We start from the raw sequence: 21,979 nt of genomic DNA, 5'->3' as shown, positions 1-21,979 counted from the left end.
CGCGGACTTCACGGAAAGGACCGCAGCGCGGCGGCCGTACAGTGACCGGTATGTCAGCTCCGCGGATACGCACCGCCACCCTGGACGACGAGGACGCGCTCGGCCGGATCGACCGTGACACCTGGTCCACGCTGCATGCCGTCATGCCGCGCCCCCGGCCGCCGTACGAGCCCTTCTACAGCGAGCGGTTCGGTCCCCGGGACCATGTCGTCGCCGAGCTCGACGGCCGTGTCGTGGGGTACCTGCGGCTGGGTTTCCCGACCCCGCTGGCCTGCAACGCGCATGTCCGGCAGATCCTCGGACTGGCCGTCGCCGACGAGGCCCGCGGCGCCGGTGTGGGCCGCGCGCTGCTGCGGGCGGCGTGCGAGGAGGCCCGCCGCCAGGGGGCCCGGCGCATCACCCTGCGCGTGCTCGGCCACAACACCCCGGCGCGCGCGTTGTACGCCTCCGAGGGCTTCGTCGTCGAGGGCGTCCTGCCCGGGGAGTTCCTGCTGGACGGCGCCTACGTGGACGACGTCCTGATGGGACGCCCGCTCTGACGGGCTCTCACCGTCTCGACGGGTACCCGCCGTCCGCGGGCGGCACCGACGGCCCCGGCGGTTCCCGCCCGCCGGTGTGCGACGGGCGCGGGCCGGCCATGAGATGACGCAGACAGCGGACGGCCAGTTCGGCGGGTGAACCCGGTCCCTCGGCCGGCGCGTCCGTGGCCGCCCAGGTCTCCAGGGCGATCCGGATCGCGGCCGTGGCCGCGGCGGCGGCCAGCCGGGGCTCCAGCGGGTCCGCGCCGCTGCCCGCGATCCGGGCCGTCACCGGGACCAGCCGCTCCTCGGACTCCTGGTTCACCCGGTACCACACCGAGCGCAGCGCGGGATCGCCGGTGGCCGCCCGCAGCAGCGCGCGGGTCTGCTCCAGCCGCTCCGCCGCGTGGGCGTCGGGGGCGGCCAGCGCCTGCCGTATCGCCCGCTCCAGCGCCGTCGGCAGGGCCGTGCCCGGCTCCGCCGCCGCGAGCAGGGCACGCCAGTGCTCGCCGCCCGCCGCGAGCAGCGGGCCCACGGCGTCCCGCTTGTCGCGGAAGTAGCGGTAGAAGGTGCGCGGCCCCACCCCGGCCCGGCGCGCGATGTCCTCCGCCGTGGTGCCGTCCGGACCGCGCTCGGTGAACAGCTCGGCCGCCGCGCGCGCGATGTCCAGCCGGGTGGCCGCCTTGCGGCGCTCGGTCAGCGACGGTGCGGGTGCCCGGGGCGGCTGGCTGCTCACGCGGAGAGCGTACGCCGGGAGCGGCCCGCGGACCCGGCCGGATACGGGCCCCGGATCAGGACGTGACGAGGTCGCCGGTGTCCACGCGGGCCGTGGCGTGGGCCGCCTTGCGGGCGTCGCTCGCGACCTCGTGGGCCGTCAGGACGTAACCGGTCTCGGCGTCCGAGGTCGAGCGGGCGAAGACGACGCCGTACACCTTGCCGTCCGTCGTCAGGAGCGGGCCGCCGGAGTTGCCGGGCCGGACGGTCGAGCGGATCGAGTAGATCTCACGGGTGACCGTGCCGGTGTTGTAGATGTTCTGGCCCGTCGCGTTGATGCGGCTCGCGACGGTGGCCGCCTGGAGGTCGAGACCGCCGTCCTGCGGGTAGCCCGCGACCACCGCCGAGTCGCCGCGCGAGGCGACCCCGTCGAAGTGGAGGACGGGCGCCTGCAGCGCCGGCACGTACAGCACGGCGACGTCCTTCTGCGGGTCGAAGAGCACCACCCGCGCCTGGTAGGGGCGGCCGACCCCGCCGACCCGCACGGTCGGCCGGTCGATGCCGGCCACCACGTGCGCGTTGGTCATCACGCGGTGGGCGGCGTAGACGAAGCCGCTGCCCTCCCGGCCCTGGTTGCCCGAGGTGCCCTCGACCTTCACGGTGCTCAGCTTGGCCGCGTTCGTCGCGGAGGGCGTGACGCTGTCGCCGGAGGGCTTGGCGACCCCGGCCGTCGGTTCGTTCTCGAACGGGTTGAAGACCTGCGGGAAGCCCGCCTCCGTGAGGGCCGAGGTCGCGCGCGAGAACCAGGCCGGAGTGGTCTCCGGCATCGAGTTCTGGACGGCGCCCAGCAGCGCCGAGTTGCGGATCGACTGCGTCACCACCGTCGAGGAGGACGCGCCCAGGACGCTCGCCGCCACCCAGGCCACCAGCAGCACGGCGACGGTGTTCGCCGCGGCTCCGCCGATGCCGTCGGCCACCCGCAGCGGCCCCTGGTCCAGCTCGCGGCGCAGCTTCAGCGCCAGCCGCCCGGCCAGCTCGTGGCCCACGACGCCCGGGACCAGCACCGTGAGCACCGCCGTGACCGTCGCCGCCGGTGTCCCCGCCGTGACCAGCTCCATGATCCACGGCAGCACCCATACGCCGATGACGGCGCCGCCCACGAAGCCGGCCAGCGAGACACAGCCGGCCACCAGGCCACGGCGGTACCCGGAGGCCGCGTAGACCAGGATGACCAGCGCCAGCAGGAGGTCGAGAACGTCCACGGAGCCGCCTTTCTCTAGGGCCCCTTAGTACGCGCCGGGCGGGCCCAGTGATCAGCCACGCGCGTTCGGTGCCCGCGCGAACGGCCACACACCCGTGGACCTGTAAAAACGTCCCGGACACGCACGATGGTTCCACCAGGTGGCACACCACACATCGCGGGCCGCGCGGATCCGGGTCAGGGTGGCTCCATGCGTGTCTTCCGGAATCCGCGGGGGCCTCGAATACGGAGCGGGGAGCGGGTGTCCCGGCACGGGCGGCACGTACGCCCGGGGCCCCGGGCCCGCGAGAGGCGCACCGGCAGGACGGCGCGGGCCCCGCGTGCGCCCGTGCCCCCCGGCGTGCGCCGGCGTGCGCCGTTCGGGCTCCCGAAACCGGCCCTCGTCGCCCTCGGCTGCGTGCCCGGCCTGCTCGCGGTCCTGGCGCTGGTGATGTGCGCGGCCGGGGTGGACCGCACGGCGTCCCGCGCCACCACCCCGCCCCCGGTCGCGGCCCGGATCACCGTCCCCCGCCCCGTCGCCAGACCGCCCATCGTGCCGCGCACGGCGTGGCTGGACACCGCGAGCACGCGAAAACAGCCGCCGCCCCGCTACGACGACCGGGTCGTGGCGGTCTTCATCCATCACACCGACTCGCCCAACGGCTACGACTGCGCCGACGTGCCCCGCATCATCCGTGACGTGTACGCGGGCCAGACCGGCGCCAAGGACTGGGACGACATCGGCTACAACTTCCTCGTCGACCGGTGCGGCACGATCTACGAGGGCCGCGCGGGCGGGGTCGACCGGCCCGTCACCGGGGCGCACACCCAGGGCTTCAACCACCGCACCGCCGGGATCGCCGCGATCGGCACCTTCACGGCGGGATCGCAGGTGCCCAAGGCGATGACCGACGCGATCGCCCGTGTGGTGGCCTGGAAGCTCGGGCTCAGCGGCGTGGACCCCCGGGGCACGGTCCGTCTCGTCTCCAGCAACAGCCTCAGCCGCTACGCCGCCGGCACCGCCGCCGTGCTCGCCACCGTCTCCGGCCACGACGCGGCCTTCATGACGAGCTGTCCGGGCGCCGCCCTCAGCGCCCGCATCCCCGACATCCGCGACCTCGCGGCGCGCATCCAGGGCCGCTGAGCGCCCGGCGCCGCCGGTCACAGGCACACCCCCGCCGGCTCACAGACTCCCCAGAGCCGGGCGCCCTACCGTCCACGTACGGCGCCGCACGGCGTCGCAGGCGCTGACCGGAGGCGGGGATCATGAGGATCAGTCGGACGGGGCCCGCGCGCCGCGCGGGGAGCGGGGCGCACGCGGGGCGCACCGGGGGCGGACAGGACACACGGGCCGTGGAGCCGTCCGGCGGCCGCGTGACGGGGGCGCGGCGGCCGTGGGCGCTGCTGTGCGCCGTGGCCACGGTCGTGCTGGGCCCGGCGGCGGTCACGGCGTCCGCGCTGGACCGGGCCAACGCGGCCCCGCCGGCCCGTCAGTCCTCCCTGAACCGCTCCCACAGCTTGGGGTAGCGCTCCGCGATGACCGCCTCGTTCTCGAACTCGAGCGGAGTGCCCTCGGGCTCGGCGGCCGCGGCCGGGATGCCCAGGGCGGGCGCGACGGCACCGGTGAGCTGCTCGTACGCCTCGTCGGCCGCGTACCCCAGCTCCTCGCCGTCGCCGTCGATCTCCTCGTCGAAGTCGTCCAGCAGCTCGGCGAGCGTGTCGGGGTCGTGCATCGCCCCCTCGAAGACGTCCCGGCCCTGGCCGATCAGCCAGCACCGGAAGAAGTCGAAGGCGTCGTCGCTCGCCCCGTCGAGCAGCACCCAGGCGGCGCCCCACAGATCCCAGCGGTACGCGCGGTTGTAGCGGGACTCGAAGTGCCGGGCGAAGTCCAGGACGGAGTCCGGATCAAGCTGGACGAGCCGCTCGACGAGCAGATCCGCCTGTTCCTCGGGGTCTCCCTCGGCCGTCTCGCGGGTCGTGTCCACCAGCTCCCAGAACTCCGTCTCGTCCATCACGGGTCAAGCATCGGGCCTGGGCGGAGGGGACGCACGTGGAGCGGAGCAGATTGTTATGCATGCACATGCCGAAGGTAAAACCGCCGGGTTCCTACGGATTTCAAGTGGTCGGGGGCCGGTAGAGCGCCGCGGCACCGGCCGCGTCCTCGGCGCAGCGCTCGCGCAGGGCCGCCGGAGCGAGCACCTCCACCTCGGGCCCGAGCCCCCGCAGTTGCATCCGGGCGACCTCCTCGGACTCGACCGGCAGGGTGAGGGTCACCCAGCCCCGCCCGTCGGGGGCCTCCGAGGCACCGAGCGCCTCCTTCGCCGACCCCGGATCGACGGCGTACGGCAGCATCCGCACGCCCTCCGGGGACAGCCGTACGACGACCTCCGACCGCAGGACGGACCGGGCGAACTCCTCGGCCCGCTCCCGCCAGAACTCCGGCAGGTCGAAGCCGTCGTCCCGACGGAACCGCTCCGGGCCGGGTTCGACGGCGGTGAACCGGTCGATCCTGTAGACACGGAAGGCCCCGGCGTCGGTCACCCGCGCGCACAGATACCAGAGCCCCGCCTTCAGGACGAGCCCGTACGGTTCGAGGGCCCGCTCCACCTCCGCCCCGTCGCGCAGGTAGCGCGCGAGGACCGGGCGGTCGTCCCACACCGCGCCCGCGAGCGCGGGCAGGAGCTCCGGTGTGAGCGGCTCGCTGAACCAGGCGGGCGCGTCCAGATGGAACCGCTGCGCCGCCGACCGCGAGGCGTCCCGCAGCGAGGGCAGCAGCGCCGCCGACACCTTCAGCCGGGCCGCCGACGCCGAGTCCTCGAGACCCATGTCGCGCAGCGCCCCCGGCACCCCGCTCAGGAACAGCGCCTCCGCCTCGCCGCGCGCGAGCCCCGTCAGCCGGGTGCGGTACCCGCCGATCAGGCGGTAGCCCCCGGCCCGGCCCCGGTCGGCGTAGACCGGGATCCCCGCCTCCGACAGCGCCTGCGCGTCCCGGGCGACCGTGCGCTCGGACACCTCCAGCTCCCGCGCCAGCTCGGCGGCGGTCATCGACGCGCGGGTCTGGAGCAGCAGCACCATCTTGATCAGACGAGCGGCACGCATGGATTCATGATGCCGGGCACCGCCGACAGCCGGGAGAGCCGGCCGGAAAGCCGGGAAGGGGTACGGCGACCGCCGTACCCCTTCCCTTTGTCACTCCCCGGGCACTACAGGCCGTAGCGCTCCCGGGCCTCCTTCACGGCCGACGCCTTGACCTCGCCGCGGCGGGCGAGCTGCGCCAGCGCGGCGACGACGATCGACTGCGCGTCCACGCCGAAGTGGCGGCGGGCCGCCGCACGGGTGTCGGAGAGACCGAAGCCGTCGGCACCGAGCGAGGACCAGTCCTGCTCGACCCACTGCGCGATCTGGTCCGGGACCTGGCGCATGTAGTCGGAGACCGCGAGCACCGGGCCCTCGGCGCCCTGGAGCGCCTGGCGGACGAACGGCACCCGCTCCTCGCCGCGCAGCAGGGCCGCGTCGGCCTCCAGCGCGTCGCGGCGCAGCTCGGTCCAGGAGGTCGCGGACCACACGTCGGCGGCCACACCCCACTCCTCGGCGAGCAGCTTCTGCGCCTCAAGCGTCCAGTGGATCGCCGTGCCGGAACCGAGGAGCTGGATGCGCGGGGCGTTCGCCGCCGCCACGTTCAGGCCCGCCGACTCCGCCGTGTTGAAGCGGTACAGGCCCTTGACGATGCCCTCGTCGATGCCGAGGCCGGCCGGCTTGGCGGGCTGCGGCATCGGCTCGTTGTAGACGGTCAGGTAGTAGAAGACGTCCGGGTCCTCGCCCGGGGCGCTCTCGCCGTACATCCGGCGCAGACCGTCCTTGACGATCGTCGCGATCTCGTACGCGAACGCCGGGTCGTAGGACAGCGCCGCCGGGTTCGTCGCCGCGATGACGGGGGAGTGGCCGTCGGCGTGCTGGAGGCCTTCACCGGTCAGGGTGGTCCGGCCGGCCGTCGCGCCGACGAGGAAGCCGCGGCCGAGCTGGTCGCCGAGCTGCCACATCTGGTCGGCCGTGCGCTGCCAGCCGAACATCGAGTAGAAGATGTAGAAGGGGATCATCGCCTCACCGTGCGTGGAGTACGCGGTGGACGCGGCGATGAAGTCCGCCATGGAACCGGCCTCGGTGATCCCCTCGTTGAGGATCTGGCCGTCCTTGGCCTCCTTGTAGTACATGAGCTGGTCGCGGTCGACGGGCTCGTACGTCTGCCCCTTGGGCGAGTAGATGCCCAGCGACGGGAAGAGCGACTCCATGCCGAAGGTGCGGGCCTCGTCCGGGACGATCGGCACCCAGCGGCGGCCGGTCTCCTTGTCGCGGACCAGGTCCTTGACGAGACGGACGAACGCCATGGTCGTCGCCACGTTCTGCGAGCCGGAGCCCTTGTCGAAGGAGGCGAACGCCTTGTCGGCGGGGGCCGGCAGCGGGGCCAGCGCGTGCGTGCGGCGGGCCGGGGCCGGGCCGCCGAGGGCCGCGCGGCGCTCCTGGAGGTAGCGGACCTCGGGGGAGTCGGCGCCCGGGTGGCCGTAGGGGACCACGCCGTCGACGAACTGGCTGTCGGAGATGGGCAGTTCGAGCAGATCACGCATCTGCTTGAACTCGTCCGTGGACAGCTTCTTCATCTGGTGGTTGGCGTTCTTCGACGCGAAGCCCGGGCCGAGGGTGTGGCCCTTGACCGTCTGGGCCAGGATCACCGTCGGCGCGCCCTTGTGGGCGAGGGCGGCGCGGTAGGCCGCGTACACCTTGCGGGACTCGTGGCCGCCGCGGGACAGGTGGAAGCACTCCAGGATCTTGTCGTCGCTCAGCAGCTTCGCCATCTCGGCGAGCGCCGGGTCGGAGCCGAAGAAGTCCTGGCGGATGTAGGCGGCGTCGCGGGTCTGGTACGTCTGCACCTGGGCGTCGGGCACCTGGCGCAGCCGGCGGACCAGCGCGCCCGTGGTGTCGAGCTGGAACAGCTCGTCCCAGGCCGAGCCCCACAGCGACTTCACGACGTTCCAGCCGGCGCCGCGGAACTGCGCCTCCAGCTCCTGCACGATCTTGAAGTTCGCGCGGACCGGGCCGTCGAGGCGCTGGAGGTTGCAGTTGATGACGAAGGTCAGGTTGTCCAGACCCTCGCGGGAGGCCAGCGCGAGTGCCGCCGTCGACTCCGGCTCGTCCATCTCGCCGTCACCGAGGAACGCCCACACGTGCGACGCGGAGACGTCCTTGATGCCGCGGTTGGTGAGGTAGCGGTTGAAGCGGGCCTGGTAGATCGCCGACAGCGGGCCGAGGCCCATGGAGACGGTCGGGAACTCCCACAGCCAGGGCAGCCGGCGCGGGTGCGGGTACGACGGGAGGCCGCTGCCGCCGGACTCCTGGCGGAAGTTGTCCAGGTGCTGCTCGGTCAGCCGGCCGTCGAGGAAGGCGCGGGCGTAGATGCCGGGGGAGGCGTGGCCCTGGATGTAGAGCTGGTCGCCGGACCCGTCACCCTCCTTGCCCTTGAAGAAGTGGTTGAAGCCGGTCTCGTAGAGCCAGGCCGCGGAGGCGAAGGTGGCGATGTGGCCGCCGACGCCGTGCTTCGCGCCCCGGGTCACCATCGCGGCCGCGTTCCAGCGGTTCCACGCGGTGATCCGGGCCTCCATCGCCTCGTCGCCGTCCACGGAGGGCTCGGCGGCGGTGGGGATGGTGTTGACGTAGTCGGTCTCAAGCAGCTTGGGCAGCGCGAGACCGTTGCCCTCGGCGCGCTCCAGCGTGCGGCGCATCAGGTACGCGGCACGGTGCGGCCCGGCCGCCTGGGTGACGGCGTCCAGGGAGGCCTGCCATTCGGCGGTCTCCTCGGGGTCGCGGTCCGGGAGCTGGTCGAGCTCGCTCGGCTGGATTGCGGTGGGGTCGGTCATTGCGCCGCCTTCCGGATGCGGAGGGGGGTTCCCTCATCGGCAAGGGGTTTTCGGGGTGTGCCCTTGGTCTATGGCAGGACAGGGCGACGGGCTCTTGTGGGAGCCCGTCGAGGACTGTAACCCCCTGATCGATGATCGATCAAAGGAATCGGGGGGAAATCCTCTTCAGATCGGAAAGTCGGCACGGGGTGCCTTGCCGCCAGGCACCGGGTGCCTCGAAAATCGAGGGTTTTCGCAGGTGGGAGCACGGTTGAGCGGGGGTGTGCTCCCCTGCGCCGACGGCGTCGGCGCAGCCCTCAGGGACGCGGGGCGCAGCCGAGGACGTGGGCCTTCACGAGGTCGGCGATCAGCGGGTCGCGCCGCCGGAAGGCGTCCACGAGGGCCTCGTGCTCCTCGGCGTACGACTGCTGCACGGTCCCGAGCCAGCGGATGGACAGGGCCGTGAAGACCTCGATGCCCAGGCCCTCCCAGGTGTGCAGGAGGACGGAGTTGCCCGCCGCCCGGACCAGCTCGCGGTGGAAGCCCACGGTGTGCCGGACCTGACCGGTCCCGTCGGCCAGCCGGTCGGCCTCGTACAGGGCCGCCACGTGCGGTTCGAGGGCCGAGCAGTCCTCCGCCAGCCTCTCCGCCGCCAGCTCCGCCGCGATGGCCTCCAGACCGGCTCGTACGGGGTAGCTCTCCTCCAGGTCGGCGGCGGTCAGATTGCGCACCCGGACGCCCTTGTTCGGCGCCGACTCGATCAGCCGCAGCGACTCCAGCTCGCGCAGCGCCTCGCGGACCGGGGTCTGGCTGACCTCCAGCTCGGTGGCGATCCGCCGCTCCACGATCCGCTCGCCCGGCTTCCAGCGCCCGCTGACGATCCCCTCCACGATGTGCTCGCGGATCTGTTCGCGCAGCGAGTGGACGACGGGCGCGGTCATGAAGGCTCCTTTGGGAGGGGCAGACCCGATGCCGTGGCACGGAGTGCCCCGATGAGGGGCGGTGGTCGGGTGGCGGGCGGGACCCGGGGCTTGACCTTTAGACAATAAGGCCGGGGCCCGGTCGGTGAGGGGCGCATGGTGGCGCTTTCCCGCAGGTGAGACGAGACTTACACGCTGTCAGAGTGTTCCCGTCCGTACGGGTCCGTACCGGGTGAAGTCCGGATTCGTACCGTCGATGTGATCGTGCAACTCGGGGCGCGGCGGAAGATCGGCGGCCGGGAACCCGGGTGTCTCGCAAACACGGCACCCCCGCCCGGAGGTCCGGACGGGGGTGCCGTGTCAGCTTTCCGCGCGCTGGCGGTGCGGGTTACAGGCCGAGCTCGACCTCGAACTCGCCCGCCTCCAGGATCGCCTTGACCGCGGTCAGGTAACGGGCGGCGTCGGCGCCGTCCACCAGACGGTGGTCGTAGGAGAGCGTCAGGTAGGTCATGTCGCGGACGCCGATGACCGTGCCCTCCTCCGTCTCGATGACGGCCGGACGCTTGACCGTGGCGCCGATGCCCAGGATCGCGACCTGGTTCGGCGGCACGATGATCGTGTCGAAGAGCGCGCCGCGCGAGCCGGTGTTGGAGATGGTGAAGGTCGCGCCGGACAGCTCGTCCGGAGTGATCTTGTTCGCCCGGACCTTGCCCGCCAGGTCGGCGGTGGCCTTCGAGATGCCGGCGATGTTCAGGTCGCCCGCGCCCTTGATGACTGGGGTCATCAGGCCCTTCTCCGAGTCCACCGCGATACCGATGTTCTCGGCGTCGAAGTAGGTGATCGTGCCCTCGGCCTCGTTGATCCGGGCGTTGATGACCGGGTGGGCCTTCAGCGCCTGGGCCGCCGCCTTCACGAAGAACGGCATCGGGGAGAGCTTGACGCCCTCGCGCGCGGCGAAGGAGTCCTTGGCCTGCGCGCGGAGCTTCATCAGGCGGGTGATGTCGACCTCGACGACCGAGGAGAGCTGCGCCTGCTCGTGCAGGGCCTTCACCATGTTGTCGCCGATGACCTTGCGGATGCGGGTCATCTTGACGGTCTGGCCGCGCAGCGGGGAGACCTCGAGGACCGGCGCCTTCTTGGCGGCGGCGGCCGGGGCGGCCGCAGCGGCCGGAGCCTGCGCGGCGGCCGTGGCCTTGGCGGCCTCGGCGGCGGCGACGACGTCCTGCTTGCGGATACGACCGCCGACGCCGGTGCCCTTGACGGTGGCCAGGTCGACGCCGTTCTCGGCGGCGAGCTTGCGCACCAGCGGGGTCACGTACGCGCCGTCGTCACCGCTGGTCGCGGCGGGCGCCGGGGCCGGGGTGACGGGGGCGGGCGCGGCCACCGGCGCGGGGGCCGGAGCCGGAGCGGCGGGCGCGGCCGGAGCGGCCGGCTGGACCGGAGCCGGGGCGGCGGCGGCCGGGGCGGCCGGAGCAGCCGGGGCCGGAGCCGGGGCGGCCGGAGCGGCGGGGGCCGGAGCCGGGGCGGCGGGGGCGGCAGGGGCGGCGGCGGCCGGAGCCGCGCCGGGAGCGCCGATGACGGCCAGCTTCGCGCCGACCTCAGCGGTCTCGTCCTCGCCGACCACGATCTCCAGCAGCACGCCGGCGACCGGCGCGGGGATCTCGGTGTCGACCTTGTCCGTGGAGACCTCGAGCAGCGGCTCGTCCTCCGCGACCTCCTCGCCGACGGCCTTCAGCCAGCGGGTGACGGTGCCCTCGGTGACCGACTCGCCCAGCGCGGGCAGCACGACGTCGGTGCCGGAGGCGCCACCGGCGGGAGCGGCGGCCGGGGCGGGCGCGGGAGCGGCCGGGGCCGCGGGAGCCTCGGCGACCGGGGCGGGGGCGGCCGGAGCGGCCGGGGCCTCGGCGGCGGCGGGAGCCGGGGCGGCGGCGGGCGCGCCCGTGCCGTCGTCGATGACGGCGAGCTCGGCGCCGACCTCGACGGTCTCGTCCTCGGCGACCTTGATGGACGCGAGGATGCCGGCGGCGGGGGAGGGGATCTCGGTGTCGACCTTGTCCGTCGACACCTCCAGCAGCGGCTCGTCGGCCTCGACGCGCTCGCCCTCGGCCTTCAGCCAGCGGGTGACAGTGCCCTCGGTGACGCTCTCACCGAGTGCCGGAAGGGTTACGGAAACCGGCATGGTTTCTGTTGCTCCTTATTGGGGTCTCCCCTGCCCGACCGGGATCGAGGGCTCGGGGAAGTGCGGAAGTCTGTGGTCGTCGTCGAGCCCTGCTCGACGCGGTGACTGGAACGGCCGGTGGCCGGGGGGAACCCCCGGCCGGGCCGGTCAGTCGTGCGCGTGCAGCGGCTTGCCCGCGAGCGCGAGGTGGGCCTCGCCGAGCGCCTCGTTCTGCGTCGGGTGGGCGTGGATGAGCTGGGCGACCTCGGCGGGCAGCGCTTCCCAGTTGTAGATGAGCTGGGCTTCGCCGACCTGCTCGCCCATGCGGTCGCCGACCATGTGGACGCCGACCACGGCACCGTCCTTCACCTGGACGAGCTTGATCTCGCCCGAGGTGTTGAGGATCTTGCTCTTGCCGTTGCCCGCGAGGCTGTACTTCAGGGCGACGACCTTGTCCGCACCGTAGATCTCCTTGGCCTTGGCCTCGGTGATGCCCACGGAGGCGACCTCGGGGTGGCAGTACGTCACGCGCGGGACGCCGTCGTAGTCGATCGGGACGGTCTTGAGACCGGCCAGCCGCTCCGCGACCAGCATGCCCTCGGCGAAGCCGACGTGCGCGAGCTGGAGCGTCGGGACGAGGTCGCCGACGGCGGAGATGGTGGGGACGTTCGTCCGCATGTACTCGTCGACCAGGACGTAGCCGCGGTCCATCGCGACGCCCTGCTCCTCGTAGCCGAGACCGGCCGAGACCGGGCCGCGGCCGACGGCGACGAGCAGGACCTCGGCCTCGAACTCCTTGCCGTCGGCGAGGGTGACCTTGACACCGTTCTGGGTGTACTCGGCCTTCGAGAAGAAGGTGCCCAGGTTGAACTTGATGCCGCGCTTGCGGAACGCGCGCTCAAGAAGCTTGGAGGAGTTCTCGTCCTCGACCGGGACGAGGTGCTTGAGGCCCTCGATGACCGTCACCTCGGCACCGAAGGACTTCCACGCCGAGGCGAACTCGACGCCGATGACGCCGCCGCCCAGGATGATCGCGGACTGCGGCACACGGTCCAGGACGAGCGCGTGGTCCGAGGAGATGATGCGGTTGCCGTCGATCTCCAGGCCCGGCAGCGACTTCGGCACGGAGCCGGTCGCGAGGAGCACGTGACGGCCCTGGATCCGCTGGCCGTTCACGTCGACGGAGGTCGGGGAGGACAGGCGGCCCTCACCCTCGATGTACGTCACCTTGCGGGACGCGATGAGACCCTGCAGACCCTTGTACAGGCCCGAGATGACCCCGTCCTTGTACTTGTGGACGGCGGGTACGTCGATGCCCTCGAAGGTGGCCTTGACGCCGAACTGCGCGCTCTCGCGGGCCTGGTCGGCGATCTCGCCCGCGTGCAGCAGGGCCTTCGTGGGGATGCACCCACGGTGCAGGCAGGTACCGCCGACCTTGTCCTTCTCGATCAGGGCGACGTCCAGGCCCAACTGCGCTCCGCGCAGCGCCGCGGCGTAACCGCCGCTACCGCCGCCGAGGATCACTAGGTCGAAAACGGTGCTGGCGTCGTTCGCCACGTCACGTCCTCCATGCATGTGCGCCGTTACGCCGGGCACCTTTGTCCCTTACGGGTGGTTGACCGGTCGGTCGGCTGGTGTCCGGCCGCTCTTTCTACGGCCCTGTGGTGGGGGCCCTGTCCTGCCGAGAACCCATCTTCGCACTTGTCGAGGGCGAGCGAGACGCCGGGCCGGTGTGTGGGACGTCTGATCCATCACGTCGACGGGGTGCGGAGCCGGGTGAACCTGCGGATTTCGTCGAGGGCGAAACCCCGGTTGGGCCGTACGAGCGGCCCCGGGCGCGGTGACGCCCGGGGCCGGTGTGGCGTACGGGGGCTCAGCCCAGGTCGCCGGCCGCCGTCAGCTCGGCGAGACGGACCAGGGTGCGGACCGCGGAACCGGTGCCGCCCTTGGGGGTGTAGCCGAACGGACCGGCCTCGTTGAACGCGGGGCCCGCGATGTCCAGGTGCGCCCAGGTGATGCCCTCGCCCACGAACTCGCGCAGGAACAGACCGGCGACCAGGCCGCCGCCCATGCGCTCGCCCATGTTGGCGATGTCGGCGGTGGGGGAGTCCATGCCCTTGCGCAGGTGCTCGGGCAGCGGCATCGGCCAGGACTCCTCGCCGACCTCCTCGGCGGCCTCGACGATCGCGGCACGGAACGCGTCGTCGTTGGCCATCACGCCGAAGGTGCGGTTGCCGAGCGCCAGCACCATGGCGCCGGTCAGCGTCGCCACGTCGACGATCGCGTCCGGCTTCTCCTCGGAGGCCTTCCACAGCGCGTCCGCCAGGACCAGCCGGCCCTCGGCGTCGGTGTTCAGGACCTCGACGGTCTTGCCGCTGTACATGCGCAGCACGTCACCCGGACGGGTGGCGGAGCCGGACGGCATGTTCTCGGCGAGCGCGAGCCAGCCGGTGACGTTGACCTCCAGGCCCAGACGCGCGGCGGTGACCACGGCGGCGAAGACCGCGGCGGCGCCGGCCATGTCGCACTTCATCGTCTCGTTGTGCCCGGCGGGCTTCAGCGAGATGCCGCCCGAGTCGTAGGTGATGCCCTTGCCGACGAAGGCGAGGTGCTTGTCGGCCTTCGAGGAGGTGTACGACAGCTTCACCAGGCGGGGGCCGGCGGCCGAGCCGGAGCCGACGCCGAGGATGCCGCCGAAGCCGCCCTTGACCAGGGCCTTCTCGTCGAACACCTGCACCTTGATGCCGTGCTCCTTGCCGGCCGCGGTGGCGACGGCGGCGAAGGACTCCGGGTTGAGGTCGTTCGGCGGGGTGTTGACGAGGTCGCGGGCGCGGTTGAGCTCCTCGGTCACGGCGGTGGCGCGCGCGAGGGCCGCCTTGTACGCCGCGTCGCGGGGCTTGCCGCCGAGGACGGTCGCCTCGCCGAGCGGACCCTTGCGGCCCTTGGCGGCCTCGGTGCGGCCCGTCTCCTTGTAGGCGTCGAAGCCGTAGGCGCCCAGGCGGGCGCCCTCGGCGACGGCACCGGCGTCGGCGGCGTCCGAGACCGGCAGCGCGAACGCGGCCTTCTTGGCGCCGGCGAGCGCGCGGGCGGCGACACCGGCCGCGCGGCGCAGCGCCTCGGCGTCGTAGCCGGCCTCGTCCTCGGGGACCGCTCCCAGGCCGACGGCCACCACGACGGGGGCCTTGAATCCGGACGGCGCGGGCAGCTTGGTCACCTCGCCCTCGGAGCCGGAGGCGCCGAGGGTCTCCAGGATTCCGGCGAGCCCGCCGTCGTACGCCTTGTCCACGGCCTCGGCGCCCGGTGCGACGACCGGGCCCTTGGGGCCCTTCGCGACACCGACGACGATCGCGTCGGCCCGCAGACCGGACGCTGCGGCGGTGCTGAGAGTGAGAGCAGTCACGGTGGTGAGATCTCCGCTTCCATTGAAAGTTCGTTGTGGCCGAGAAGGGGTGGGTCGACCGGGCCCGACGGCTGACCCTAGATCCGGCCTCGGGGGCGGTCCTTGCCGGGGCCCCCGAAGGGCCGGGCCAGTACCCGGGACGAGCCTACGCTCGGGGCCGGGTTTCGCTCATTCCTGCGGACGTTCACCCACAGGTGGCGCCCTGCCGGATTCCCGCCCCTCACTCCCGGTGACCTGAGACACACTCATCGTGTTCAGTGGGCACGCCGCCCACTGCTTTGCACGATTTCCACAGATTCCCCATGGTTTCCACCCGTGGGGGATGCTCGAGGGGGAGAAAGCTACATATGGCACAGAGTCTGCAACGGTGGAGAGGGACGGCTGCCGTCCTGGGGGCCGCCGGACTCCTGGCGCTGGGCATGGGGGCACCCGGCGCGGCCGCGGCGGCCACGCCGCGGATCGACCTCAAGGTCCTGGTCGTGGACAACGGCGCGGGCCAGGTCGGAGCCATCACCACGGAACTGAAGAACGAGGGTGTCCCGTACACCACGGTCAACCTGGGCGACGCGAACCGCCCGACCATCAACGCGACGTTCCTGAGCGACACCGTGAACGGCGCCCCGCGCGCCAAGTACCAGGGCGTCGTCCTGCCGAACGAGGCGCCCTTCGGCGCCGGTTCGGCCGAACAGACCGCCCTGGAGACCTACGAGAAGACGTTCGGCATCCCGCAGGTCGACGCCTACACGTGGGCCCACCCCGAGGTCGGTCTCGACTACACCGACCAGAACGGCGGCTGGTCCGGAGTGCTGGACGGCCGGACCACGCAGATCACCGCGGCGGGCACGACCGGCCCGTTCCGCTACCTCGACGGACCCCTGACCTTCGAGGACAACGACCCGGCCGTACAGGAGACCTACGGCTACGCGGCCCACCCGAGGGACGGGTTCACCAGCTACCTGAACGCGCCCAGCGGCGGTTCGATGCTCGGGCAGTACGAGCACGACGGCCGCCGCGAACTCGTGGTGACCTTCGCGTACAACCAGTACCAGAAGCAGTTCAAGGTCCTGGCGCGCGGGATCGTCGAATGGCTCACCCAGGGAGTGCACCTCGGGCAGGCCAGGAACTACTTCGCCGTCCACGTCGACGACGTCTTCGCGCCCGACGCCCGCTGGGACTCCGAGCGCGACTGCACGCCCGGCGACATCGACTGCGCGGGCGGCGACGGCGAGGACACCACCACGCCGATCCGGATGACGGCGGCCGACGCCGCCTACGCCGCCCAGTGGGAGGCCGACCACGGATTCACGCTGGACATGGTCTTCAACGCCGGCGCGGGCGAGGAGTGGAAGTCCGAGAACGGCGGCACCGACGCCCTCACGGACCGGCTGCTCGCCGACAAGGCCAAGTTCCGCTGGATGAACCACACCTACACGCACCTGTTCCTCGGCTGCGTCCAGGACACCACGACCGTCCCCTGGACGTGCGCGAAGAACACCAACGGCACCACGCAGTACGTGAGCCGCTCCGACATCTCGGCGCAGATCGCGGACAACAACAGGTGGGCGGCCTCCCACGGCCTGTCCACCGACCGCACCGAGCTGGTGACCGGCGAGCACTCGGGCCTCAAGACGCTGCCCCAGCAGCCCGTCGACAACCCGAACCTCGCCCGCGCCATGTCCGACAACGGCGTCAAGTGGACCGGGTCCGACAACTCCCGTGAGCCCGAGCAGCGTTCGGTCGGCAACGGCGTGATGACCGTCCCCCGCTACCCGATGAACATCTACTACAACACCGGCACGCCCGAGGAGATGGCCGACGAGTACAACTACATCTACACCTCGAAGGCCGCCGGCGGCAGCGGGGTGTGCGAGAACAACGCGACGTCCACCTGCCTGTCGGCCCCGCTGAACACGGCCACCGGCTACGCCGACTACATCGTCCCGGCCGAGGCGCGCACCGCGCTCGGGCACGCCATCGGCAACGACCCGCGTCCGCACTACGTCCACCAGTCCAACCTGGCCGAGGGGCGCATCCTCTACCCGGTCCTGGACAAGGTGCTCGCCGACTACAAGGCGATCTACGCCGACAACGCCCCGCTGCAGAACCCCCGCCAGAGCGCCATCGGCACCGAACTGCAGCGCCGTACCGACTGGCAGACCGCCCTGGCGAGCGGGCGGGTCACGGCCTACCGCATCGGCAACCAGGTCACCGTCACCGCCCCGTCCGGGACGCAGATCCCGGTGACCGTGCCCGAGGGGACGACCAAGCAACTCCTGGTCGGCACCACCCCGTTCGGAACGGCGTACGCGGGAGCGCGCAACGACTGGACCAAGCCGGAGCTTCTCCAGTCCGCGGTCAAGCTGAACCTGCCCGCCTAGGCACGGCGGCATCGCGGCTCGCGACGCGCACCCCGGCCCGACCGGCCGGGGTGCGCTCGTGAGCCGTGCGACGGGGAGCCGGGGGGCTCTCCGGAGGAAACAGTCCCAGGGGGGAACCACGCATGATGCGCACCGGCCGTCATGTCACCATGCTCACCGAAGGCACCTACCCACATGTCCACGGCGGGGTCAGCACCTGGTGCGACCAACTGGTCAAGGGCATGCCGGAGGTCGACTTCCACATCGTCTCGCTCACCGGCAGCGGCCGCGAACCCGTGACCTGGGAGCTGCCGCCCAACGTCTACCGCCACACCCGCGTACCGACCTGGGGGCCGCGCCCCGGCCGCGCCCGCCCGCCGATCGGCCGCGCCCAGCGCCGCTTCGCCGAGATCTACGAACGCTTCCTGCTCTCCTTCCTCGACCCCGACTCGCCCGAGGACTTCGGCGACGCGCTGTTCGAACTGGCCGCGCTCGCCCGCGAGGGACGCCTCTCGGCCGCCCTGCGCGGCGAATCCGCCCTGCGCTCGCTGATGTGGATCTGGACCATGCCGCATCTGCCGACGGCCGCCGCCGGGCCCACCGTCCACGACGCGCTCACCGCGACGGACCTGCTGGAACACGCGCTGCGCCCGCTCGGCGTCCGGATCCCCGAGGACTGCGTCGCCCACGCCGTCAGCAGCGGCCTCGCCACGCTGCCCGCCCTCGTCGCGCACCACCTGGACGGGGTCCCGTTCCTGCTCACCGAGCACGGCATCTATCTGCGCGAGCGCTACCTCGGCTACCGCGGCGCCGGACAGCGCTGGCCCGTCAAGGCGTTCATGCTCGGCTTCTACCGCGAGCTGAACTCCCTCGGCTACCGCGCCGCCGACCTCATCACCCCCTGCAACCAGTACAACCGCCGCTGGGAGGAACGCGGCGGCGCCGACGGGGACCGCATCCGTACGGTCTACAACGGCGTCGACCCGCACGCCTTCCCGCACGCGGGACCCGAACCCGCCGTGCCCACCCTCACCTGGTGCGGCCGGATCGACCCCATCAAGGACCTGGAGACCCTCCTGCGCGCGTACGCCATGGTGCGCGCCGAACTGCCCGAGACCCGGCTGCGGTTGTTCGGACCCGTACCGCCCGGCGGGGAGGCGTACCGTACCCGCCTGGAGAAGCTCGCCGCCGAACTGGGCGTCACCGACGGGCTGACCTTCGAGGGCCGCATCACCGAGGTGTGGCGCGCCTACGCGGCCGGACACGTCGTCATGCTGTCCTCGATCTCGGAGGGCTTCCCGTTCTCGATCATCGAGGCCATGTCCTGCGGCCGTACGACGGTCTCCACCGACGTGGGCGGGGTCCGGGAGGCGGTCGGCGACACCGGCGTCGTCGTCCCGCCGCGCGAGCCCGAGAAGATGGCCGCCGCGGCCCTCGCCCTGCTGCGGGACGAGGAACGACGCCTGGATCTCGGCGAGTCGGCCCGCCAGAGGGTCATCGACCGGTTCACGCTGCGCCGCTCCGTCGACGCGTTCCGGACCGTCTACCAGGAACTGGCCGGACGGCCCACGGTGTACGAACCCGCCGTGGAGACCGTCGACGACTGGACCCTCGAACTGCGCGACCCCTGGTACCAGGCCGTCGCCACGGACGGGACCGGCTGGTGAGCGGCTCCCTGCGCACCCAGCCCGGAGCGCACGAGGCCACCCGTCCCCTGGTGCCGAGCCAGCGCCGCCCGGCGAGCTGGGGACGGCCCGACCCGATCGACGAACTCGCCGCCGAACTCAAGGAGTTCGTCACCGCGGCCGTCCATCCCGACGAAGTCGCCGCGCTCCTCGAGTCCGACGGCCTCTCCGACGACCAGATCCGCGAACGGTACGGCGTCACCAACTCCTTCGCCCTCGCCGAGGAGTTGTTCGCGCGCGTCGACCGGAGCTATCCCGAACCGGACGCGCCGGCCCCCGATCCCTGGGTGACCGGTCTGATCGGCTGCCTCCTGCGCGGTGTCGTCTTCGCCCTCCCCGGCCTCGGCTACGTCCTCGCCGCACCGCTCCTCGCGGGGCCCAGGGGCGCGTTCGGACTCCCGGCCGGAACCGTCCCGATGCTCGCCGGGGCGCTGTGCGGCTGGACCTGGAACCAGGGGCTCGCCCACCGCGCGTACACCTGGATGGGGCTCGGCGACCGCGCGGCCGCCCGGCGCGCGCTGCTCGTCGGCACCCCGGTCGGTGTCCTGCTCGGCTCCCTGGTGGCCTTCGCGGCGGCGGGATCGGCCGGCCGCGGCGCCGTCGCCTTCGCCGCCGGGCAGTCCGGCTACCTCGGCGCCGCCACCGTCCTGCTGGTCATGGGCCGGGAACGCACGCTGCTCGCCGCCCTGGCCCCCATCACGGCGGGCGCGGCCCTCACCGTGTTCCACCCCGTCCCCGACCCGGCCCGGGTGGCCCTCCTCCTCGCCTCCCTCGCGGCGGTCGCCCTGCTCGGGCTCCTCGAAGTGGCGCCTGCGGTGAGGGAGCTGGGGGAGGGGAGCTGGGGCGCGGGACTGATCGCGCTGGTCCCGTACGGCACCCTGCGGGGCGGCACCGAGCCGTCCGCGCGGGCCGGTGCGCCGCGGGCCGCCGCCGCGGGCCGGCCGGCCACGGGGAAGCGGGTGACGGCTCCGGGCCGCCTCGCCGTCCTCGGCGCACGGCTGGGAGCCCTCAGGTCGGCCCCGGGCCGGCACGCCGGAACCCTCGCGTATGCCCTGTTCGGGCTCGGCAGCGGCGTCCTCGTGCTGTACGCCGCGCTCGGCGACGTCCTGACCGGGGCGCGCGCGGCGGCCGCCGCGCCCGCCGCGGTCGCGCTGACTCTCAGCATGGGCCCCGCCGAGTGGCTGCTCTTCCGCTTCCGCAGCGGCAGCCTCGCCGGACTGCGCTCCAGCACCTCGGCGAGGAGGTTCCGGCGGGCCGTCGCCGGCGCGCTCCTGAGGTGCCTGGCCGGCTATCTCGCCGCGCTGCTCGTGCTCGGCCTCGGCGTCTCCGCGCTGTGGCCGCACGCGCCCGCCGCCGCGGACGCGGTCAGGCTCGGCGGACTGCTCCTGCTGGGGGTCGTCATGTGGACCGGGCTGCTGCTCCAGTCGTTCGGCGCCGTCACCGGCACCGCCGCCGTCGTGTGCGCCGCCGCGCTCGCCCAGACCGCGGCGCTCGCCACGCACCCGGGTGACGCGCACTGGGTGGGCCTGATCACCTGCGGCGCGGCGGCGGGCGCGCAGACCCTGCTCGTCTGCGCCCGGCTCGGAAAGGTGACGGCCCACCGGTGAAGACCCTTCTGGTCCCGTACTACGAACACCCCGCCGTCCGCCCGGCCGAGTGGGACGCCCTCCTCGCCGCCGCTCCCCGGCTGTACGGCGTGGTGCTCAACCCCGCCAGCGGCCCCGGCGACCGCCCCGACCCGGCGTTCGCGGCCGTCGCCGCCCGGCTGCGCGCCGCGGACGTCCGGGTCCTCGGGTACGTCGACACGGCGTACGGGCGCAGACCGCTCGGGGACGTCCAGGACGAACTGGCCCGCCACCGCGACTGGTTCGGCACCGACGGCGTGTTCCTGGACCAGGCGGCCGCGACGGAGGGCGAGTTCGCCTACTACCGGCGGCTGGCGACCGCGGTCCGGGGGCTGCACGGCGGCACCCTCGTCCTCAACCACGGCACGGCACCGCACCCTTCGTACGCCCGTGTCGCCGACGTCCTCGTCACCTTCGAGGGCACCTGGGCCACCTACCGGAGGAAACCCCCGCCGCCGTGGACCGGCGCCGGCGTGAGTCTGTGCCACCTCGTCCACGGAGCGCCGGAGGGCGCCGACCCGGAGGCGCTGGCCCGGGACCGGGGGGCCGGACTGTTCTGCGCCGTCCCCGGCACCGGGGACCACCCCTGGGGCACCCTGCCCCACGGGCTGGCCCCCACCCCGTGAACCCGCCGATCAGCCCAGCGACAGCACCACGAGCGCGACCGTCGCCGCCGTCTCCGCGAGAGCGCCGAACACATCGCCGGTGACACCGCCGAAGCGCCGGGTGCAGTGCCGCAGCAGCAGGTCGGCGGCCAGGGCGGACAGCACCACCGCCGTCGCCGCGCGCACGATGTCGTACGTCCCCACGAGCGCGCCCGCGCCCGCCGCCGCCCCGGTCACGGCCACCGCCACCGCCAGCGCGCCCCACACCGGCACGGTGCCCGCGACGGCCGCGCCCAGACCCCCCGGGCGGGCCGCCGGCACGCCGGTGCGGGCGGCCAGGGTGAGGGCGAGGCGGGCGGCGACCGCCGCGACGACGGCCGCGAGGACACCCCGGCCCCACGAGACCTCGTACGCCTGCGCGAGTGCCGCCACCTGGGCGAGCAGGACGAACACGAGGGTGATCACGCCGAACGGGCCGATGTCCGACTGCTTCATGATCCGCAGCGCGTCCTCGGCCGGCTTTCCGCTGCCCAGTCCGTCCGCGGTGTCGGCGAGACCGTCGAGGTGCAGACCCCGGGTCAGGGCGGCCGGTACGGCGGCGGTGGCCACGGCCGCGAGCAGCGCGCTCGAGCCCATGGCCAGCAGCACCACGCCCGCCAGCGCCGCGCCCGCCCCCACGGCCAGACCGGCCAGGGGGGCGCACAGCATGCCGCCGCGCGCCGCGTCGCGGTCCCAGCGGGTCACCGTCACCGGGAGCGCGGTGAGGGTGCCGAAGGCGAAGCGGAGGCTGTCGGGCAGGGAGGCGCCGGAGGCGGTCTTGGGCATCGGCGCAGGCTACCCGGACGCCCGGAAGGCGGATACAGCGGTGC

17 protein-coding genes are annotated in these 21,979 nt (G+C 73.1%); 7 read left to right on the top strand and 10 right to left on the bottom strand.

Annotated features, from left to right (window positions below):
- Positions 1 to 50 precede the first annotated feature (50 nt).
- Positions 51 to 539, top strand: a complete 489-nt coding sequence (locus tag ACZ4TO_RS10890) for a GNAT family N-acetyltransferase (protein WP_385049816.1) — start codon at positions 51 to 53, stop codon at positions 537 to 539.
- Between the two features lie 7 nt (positions 540 to 546).
- Here ACZ4TO_RS10890 and ACZ4TO_RS10885 read toward each other — a convergent pair whose 3' ends face one another.
- Entirely contained in the window at positions 547 to 1,254 is a 708-nt protein-coding gene (locus ACZ4TO_RS10885; protein WP_468023985.1) for a TetR/AcrR family transcriptional regulator, read from the bottom strand.
- Positions 1,255 to 1,309: 55 nt separating this feature from the next.
- Positions 1,310 to 2,494, bottom strand: a complete 1,185-nt coding sequence (locus ACZ4TO_RS10880) for a MarP family serine protease (protein ID WP_468023984.1) — start codon at positions 2,492 to 2,494, stop codon at positions 1,310 to 1,312.
- A gap of 429 nt (positions 2,495 to 2,923) precedes the next feature.
- On the opposite strand from ACZ4TO_RS10880, the gene ACZ4TO_RS10875 reads away from it, so the two are divergent.
- Positions 2,924 to 3,616 (top strand): peptidoglycan recognition protein family protein, encoded by a 693-nt coding sequence (locus tag ACZ4TO_RS10875; protein WP_385049832.1) that lies wholly within the window; start codon positions 2,924 to 2,926, stop codon positions 3,614 to 3,616.
- A 122-nt stretch (positions 3,617 to 3,738) separates the two neighbouring features.
- A complete protein-coding gene (locus ACZ4TO_RS10870; protein WP_385049835.1) occupies positions 3,739 to 3,999 on the top strand; it encodes a hypothetical protein in 261 nt (86 codons plus the stop codon).
- On the opposite strand, the gene ACZ4TO_RS10865 is transcribed toward ACZ4TO_RS10870, so the two are convergent.
- The 7 genes from ACZ4TO_RS10865 to ACZ4TO_RS10835 all read right to left on the bottom strand — a co-directional run bounded on the left by ACZ4TO_RS10865 (position 3,963) and on the right by ACZ4TO_RS10835 (position 14,838).
- The gene (locus ACZ4TO_RS10865) at positions 3,963 to 4,484 is read right to left on the bottom strand and encodes a DUF4240 domain-containing protein (RefSeq protein ID WP_382782724.1); all 522 of its coding nucleotides are present in this window, start codon (positions 4,482 to 4,484) and stop codon (positions 3,963 to 3,965) included. The two genes, ACZ4TO_RS10870 and ACZ4TO_RS10865, sit on opposite strands and share 37 nt — an antisense overlap.
- A 103-nt stretch (positions 4,485 to 4,587) precedes the next feature.
- Positions 4,588 to 5,571 (bottom strand): helix-turn-helix transcriptional regulator, encoded by a 984-nt coding sequence (locus ACZ4TO_RS10860; protein ID WP_468023983.1) that lies wholly within the window; start codon positions 5,569 to 5,571, stop codon positions 4,588 to 4,590.
- A 104-nt stretch (positions 5,572 to 5,675) separates the two neighbouring features.
- The gene (gene aceE / locus ACZ4TO_RS10855) at positions 5,676 to 8,381 is read right to left on the bottom strand and encodes a pyruvate dehydrogenase (acetyl-transferring), homodimeric type (RefSeq protein ID WP_382781162.1); all 2,706 of its coding nucleotides are present in this window, start codon (positions 8,379 to 8,381) and stop codon (positions 5,676 to 5,678) included.
- Positions 8,382 to 8,677: 296 nt separating this feature from the next.
- Positions 8,678 to 9,301, bottom strand: coding sequence for a GntR family transcriptional regulator (locus tag ACZ4TO_RS10850; RefSeq protein ID WP_356466332.1), 624 nt, complete (start codon positions 9,299 to 9,301; stop codon positions 8,678 to 8,680).
- Positions 9,302 to 9,668: 367 nt separating this feature from the next.
- The gene (gene sucB, locus ACZ4TO_RS10845) at positions 9,669 to 11,459 is read right to left on the bottom strand and encodes a 2-oxoglutarate dehydrogenase, E2 component, dihydrolipoamide succinyltransferase (RefSeq protein WP_451074908.1); all 1,791 of its coding nucleotides are present in this window, start codon (positions 11,457 to 11,459) and stop codon (positions 9,669 to 9,671) included.
- Positions 11,460 to 11,606: 147 nt separating this feature from the next.
- A complete protein-coding gene (gene lpdA, locus ACZ4TO_RS10840) occupies positions 11,607 to 12,995 on the bottom strand; it encodes a dihydrolipoyl dehydrogenase (protein ID WP_385049756.1) in 1,389 nt (462 codons plus the stop codon).
- A gap of 316 nt (positions 12,996 to 13,311) precedes the next feature.
- Positions 13,312 to 14,838 (bottom strand): leucyl aminopeptidase, encoded by a 1,527-nt coding sequence (locus tag ACZ4TO_RS10835; RefSeq protein WP_382781152.1) that lies wholly within the window; start codon positions 14,836 to 14,838, stop codon positions 13,312 to 13,314.
- 347 nt (positions 14,839 to 15,185) lie between these two features.
- On the opposite strand from ACZ4TO_RS10835, the gene ACZ4TO_RS10830 reads away from it, so the two are divergent.
- The 4 genes from ACZ4TO_RS10830 to ACZ4TO_RS10815 all read left to right on the top strand — a co-directional run bounded on the left by ACZ4TO_RS10830 (position 15,186) and on the right by ACZ4TO_RS10815 (position 21,131).
- Positions 15,186 to 17,216: a hypothetical protein gene (locus tag ACZ4TO_RS10830; RefSeq protein WP_468023982.1), complete on the top strand. Its 2,031-nt coding sequence runs from the start codon at positions 15,186 to 15,188 to the stop codon at positions 17,214 to 17,216.
- Positions 17,217 to 17,338: 122 nt separating this feature from the next.
- The gene (pelF, locus tag ACZ4TO_RS10825) at positions 17,339 to 18,862 is read left to right on the top strand and encodes a GT4 family glycosyltransferase PelF (protein WP_467838754.1); all 1,524 of its coding nucleotides are present in this window, start codon (positions 17,339 to 17,341) and stop codon (positions 18,860 to 18,862) included.
- On the top strand, positions 18,859 to 20,487 hold the full coding sequence (locus ACZ4TO_RS10820) for a hypothetical protein (RefSeq protein WP_385049749.1): 1,629 nt from the start codon (positions 18,859 to 18,861) through the stop codon (positions 20,485 to 20,487). Before pelF ends, ACZ4TO_RS10820 begins: the two co-directional genes overlap by 4 nt.
- A complete protein-coding gene (locus ACZ4TO_RS10815) occupies positions 20,484 to 21,131 on the top strand; it encodes a spherulation-specific family 4 protein (protein ID WP_468023981.1) in 648 nt (215 codons plus the stop codon). Before ACZ4TO_RS10820 ends, ACZ4TO_RS10815 begins: the two co-directional genes overlap by 4 nt.
- Before the next feature lie 9 nt (positions 21,132 to 21,140).
- On the opposite strand, the gene ACZ4TO_RS10810 is transcribed toward ACZ4TO_RS10815, so the two are convergent.
- The gene (locus ACZ4TO_RS10810; protein ID WP_468023980.1) at positions 21,141 to 21,935 is read right to left on the bottom strand and encodes an adenosylcobinamide-GDP ribazoletransferase; all 795 of its coding nucleotides are present in this window, start codon (positions 21,933 to 21,935) and stop codon (positions 21,141 to 21,143) included.
- Positions 21,936 to 21,979 lie beyond the last annotated feature (44 nt).

The sequence above is a fragment of the Streptomyces sp. NPDC028298 genome (genome assembly GCF_055565895.1).
This window is presented reverse-complemented; position numbering and strand designations above follow the sequence as displayed.

Excerpts from the sequence above, each read along its gene's own strand:
- ACZ4TO_RS10890 (WP_385049816.1), top strand. The coding sequence starts at position 51 with ATGTCAGCTCCGCGGATACGCACCGCCACCCTGGACGACGAGGACGCG.
- ACZ4TO_RS10875 (WP_385049832.1), top strand. The coding sequence starts at position 2,924 with ATGTGCGCGGCCGGGGTGGACCGCACGGCGTCCCGCGCCACCACCCCG.
- ACZ4TO_RS10870 (WP_385049835.1), top strand. The coding sequence starts at position 3,739 with ATGAGGATCAGTCGGACGGGGCCCGCGCGCCGCGCGGGGAGCGGGGCG.
- ACZ4TO_RS10865 (WP_382782724.1), bottom strand. The coding sequence starts at position 4,484 with ATGGACGAGACGGAGTTCTGGGAGCTGGTGGACACGACCCGCGAGACG.
- ACZ4TO_RS10860 (WP_468023983.1), bottom strand. The coding sequence starts at position 5,571 with ATGCGTGCCGCTCGTCTGATCAAGATGGTGCTGCTGCTCCAGACCCGC.
- aceE (WP_382781162.1), bottom strand. The coding sequence starts at position 8,381 with ATGACCGACCCCACCGCAATCCAGCCGAGCGAGCTCGACCAGCTCCCG.
- ACZ4TO_RS10850 (WP_356466332.1), bottom strand. The coding sequence starts at position 9,301 with ATGACCGCGCCCGTCGTCCACTCGCTGCGCGAACAGATCCGCGAGCAC.
- sucB (WP_451074908.1), bottom strand. The coding sequence starts at position 11,459 with ATGCCGGTTTCCGTAACCCTTCCGGCACTCGGTGAGAGCGTCACCGAG.
- ACZ4TO_RS10830 (WP_468023982.1), top strand. The coding sequence starts at position 15,186 with ATGGCACAGAGTCTGCAACGGTGGAGAGGGACGGCTGCCGTCCTGGGG.
- pelF (WP_467838754.1), top strand. The coding sequence starts at position 17,339 with ATGATGCGCACCGGCCGTCATGTCACCATGCTCACCGAAGGCACCTAC.
- ACZ4TO_RS10810 (WP_468023980.1), bottom strand. The coding sequence starts at position 21,935 with ATGCCCAAGACCGCCTCCGGCGCCTCCCTGCCCGACAGCCTCCGCTTC.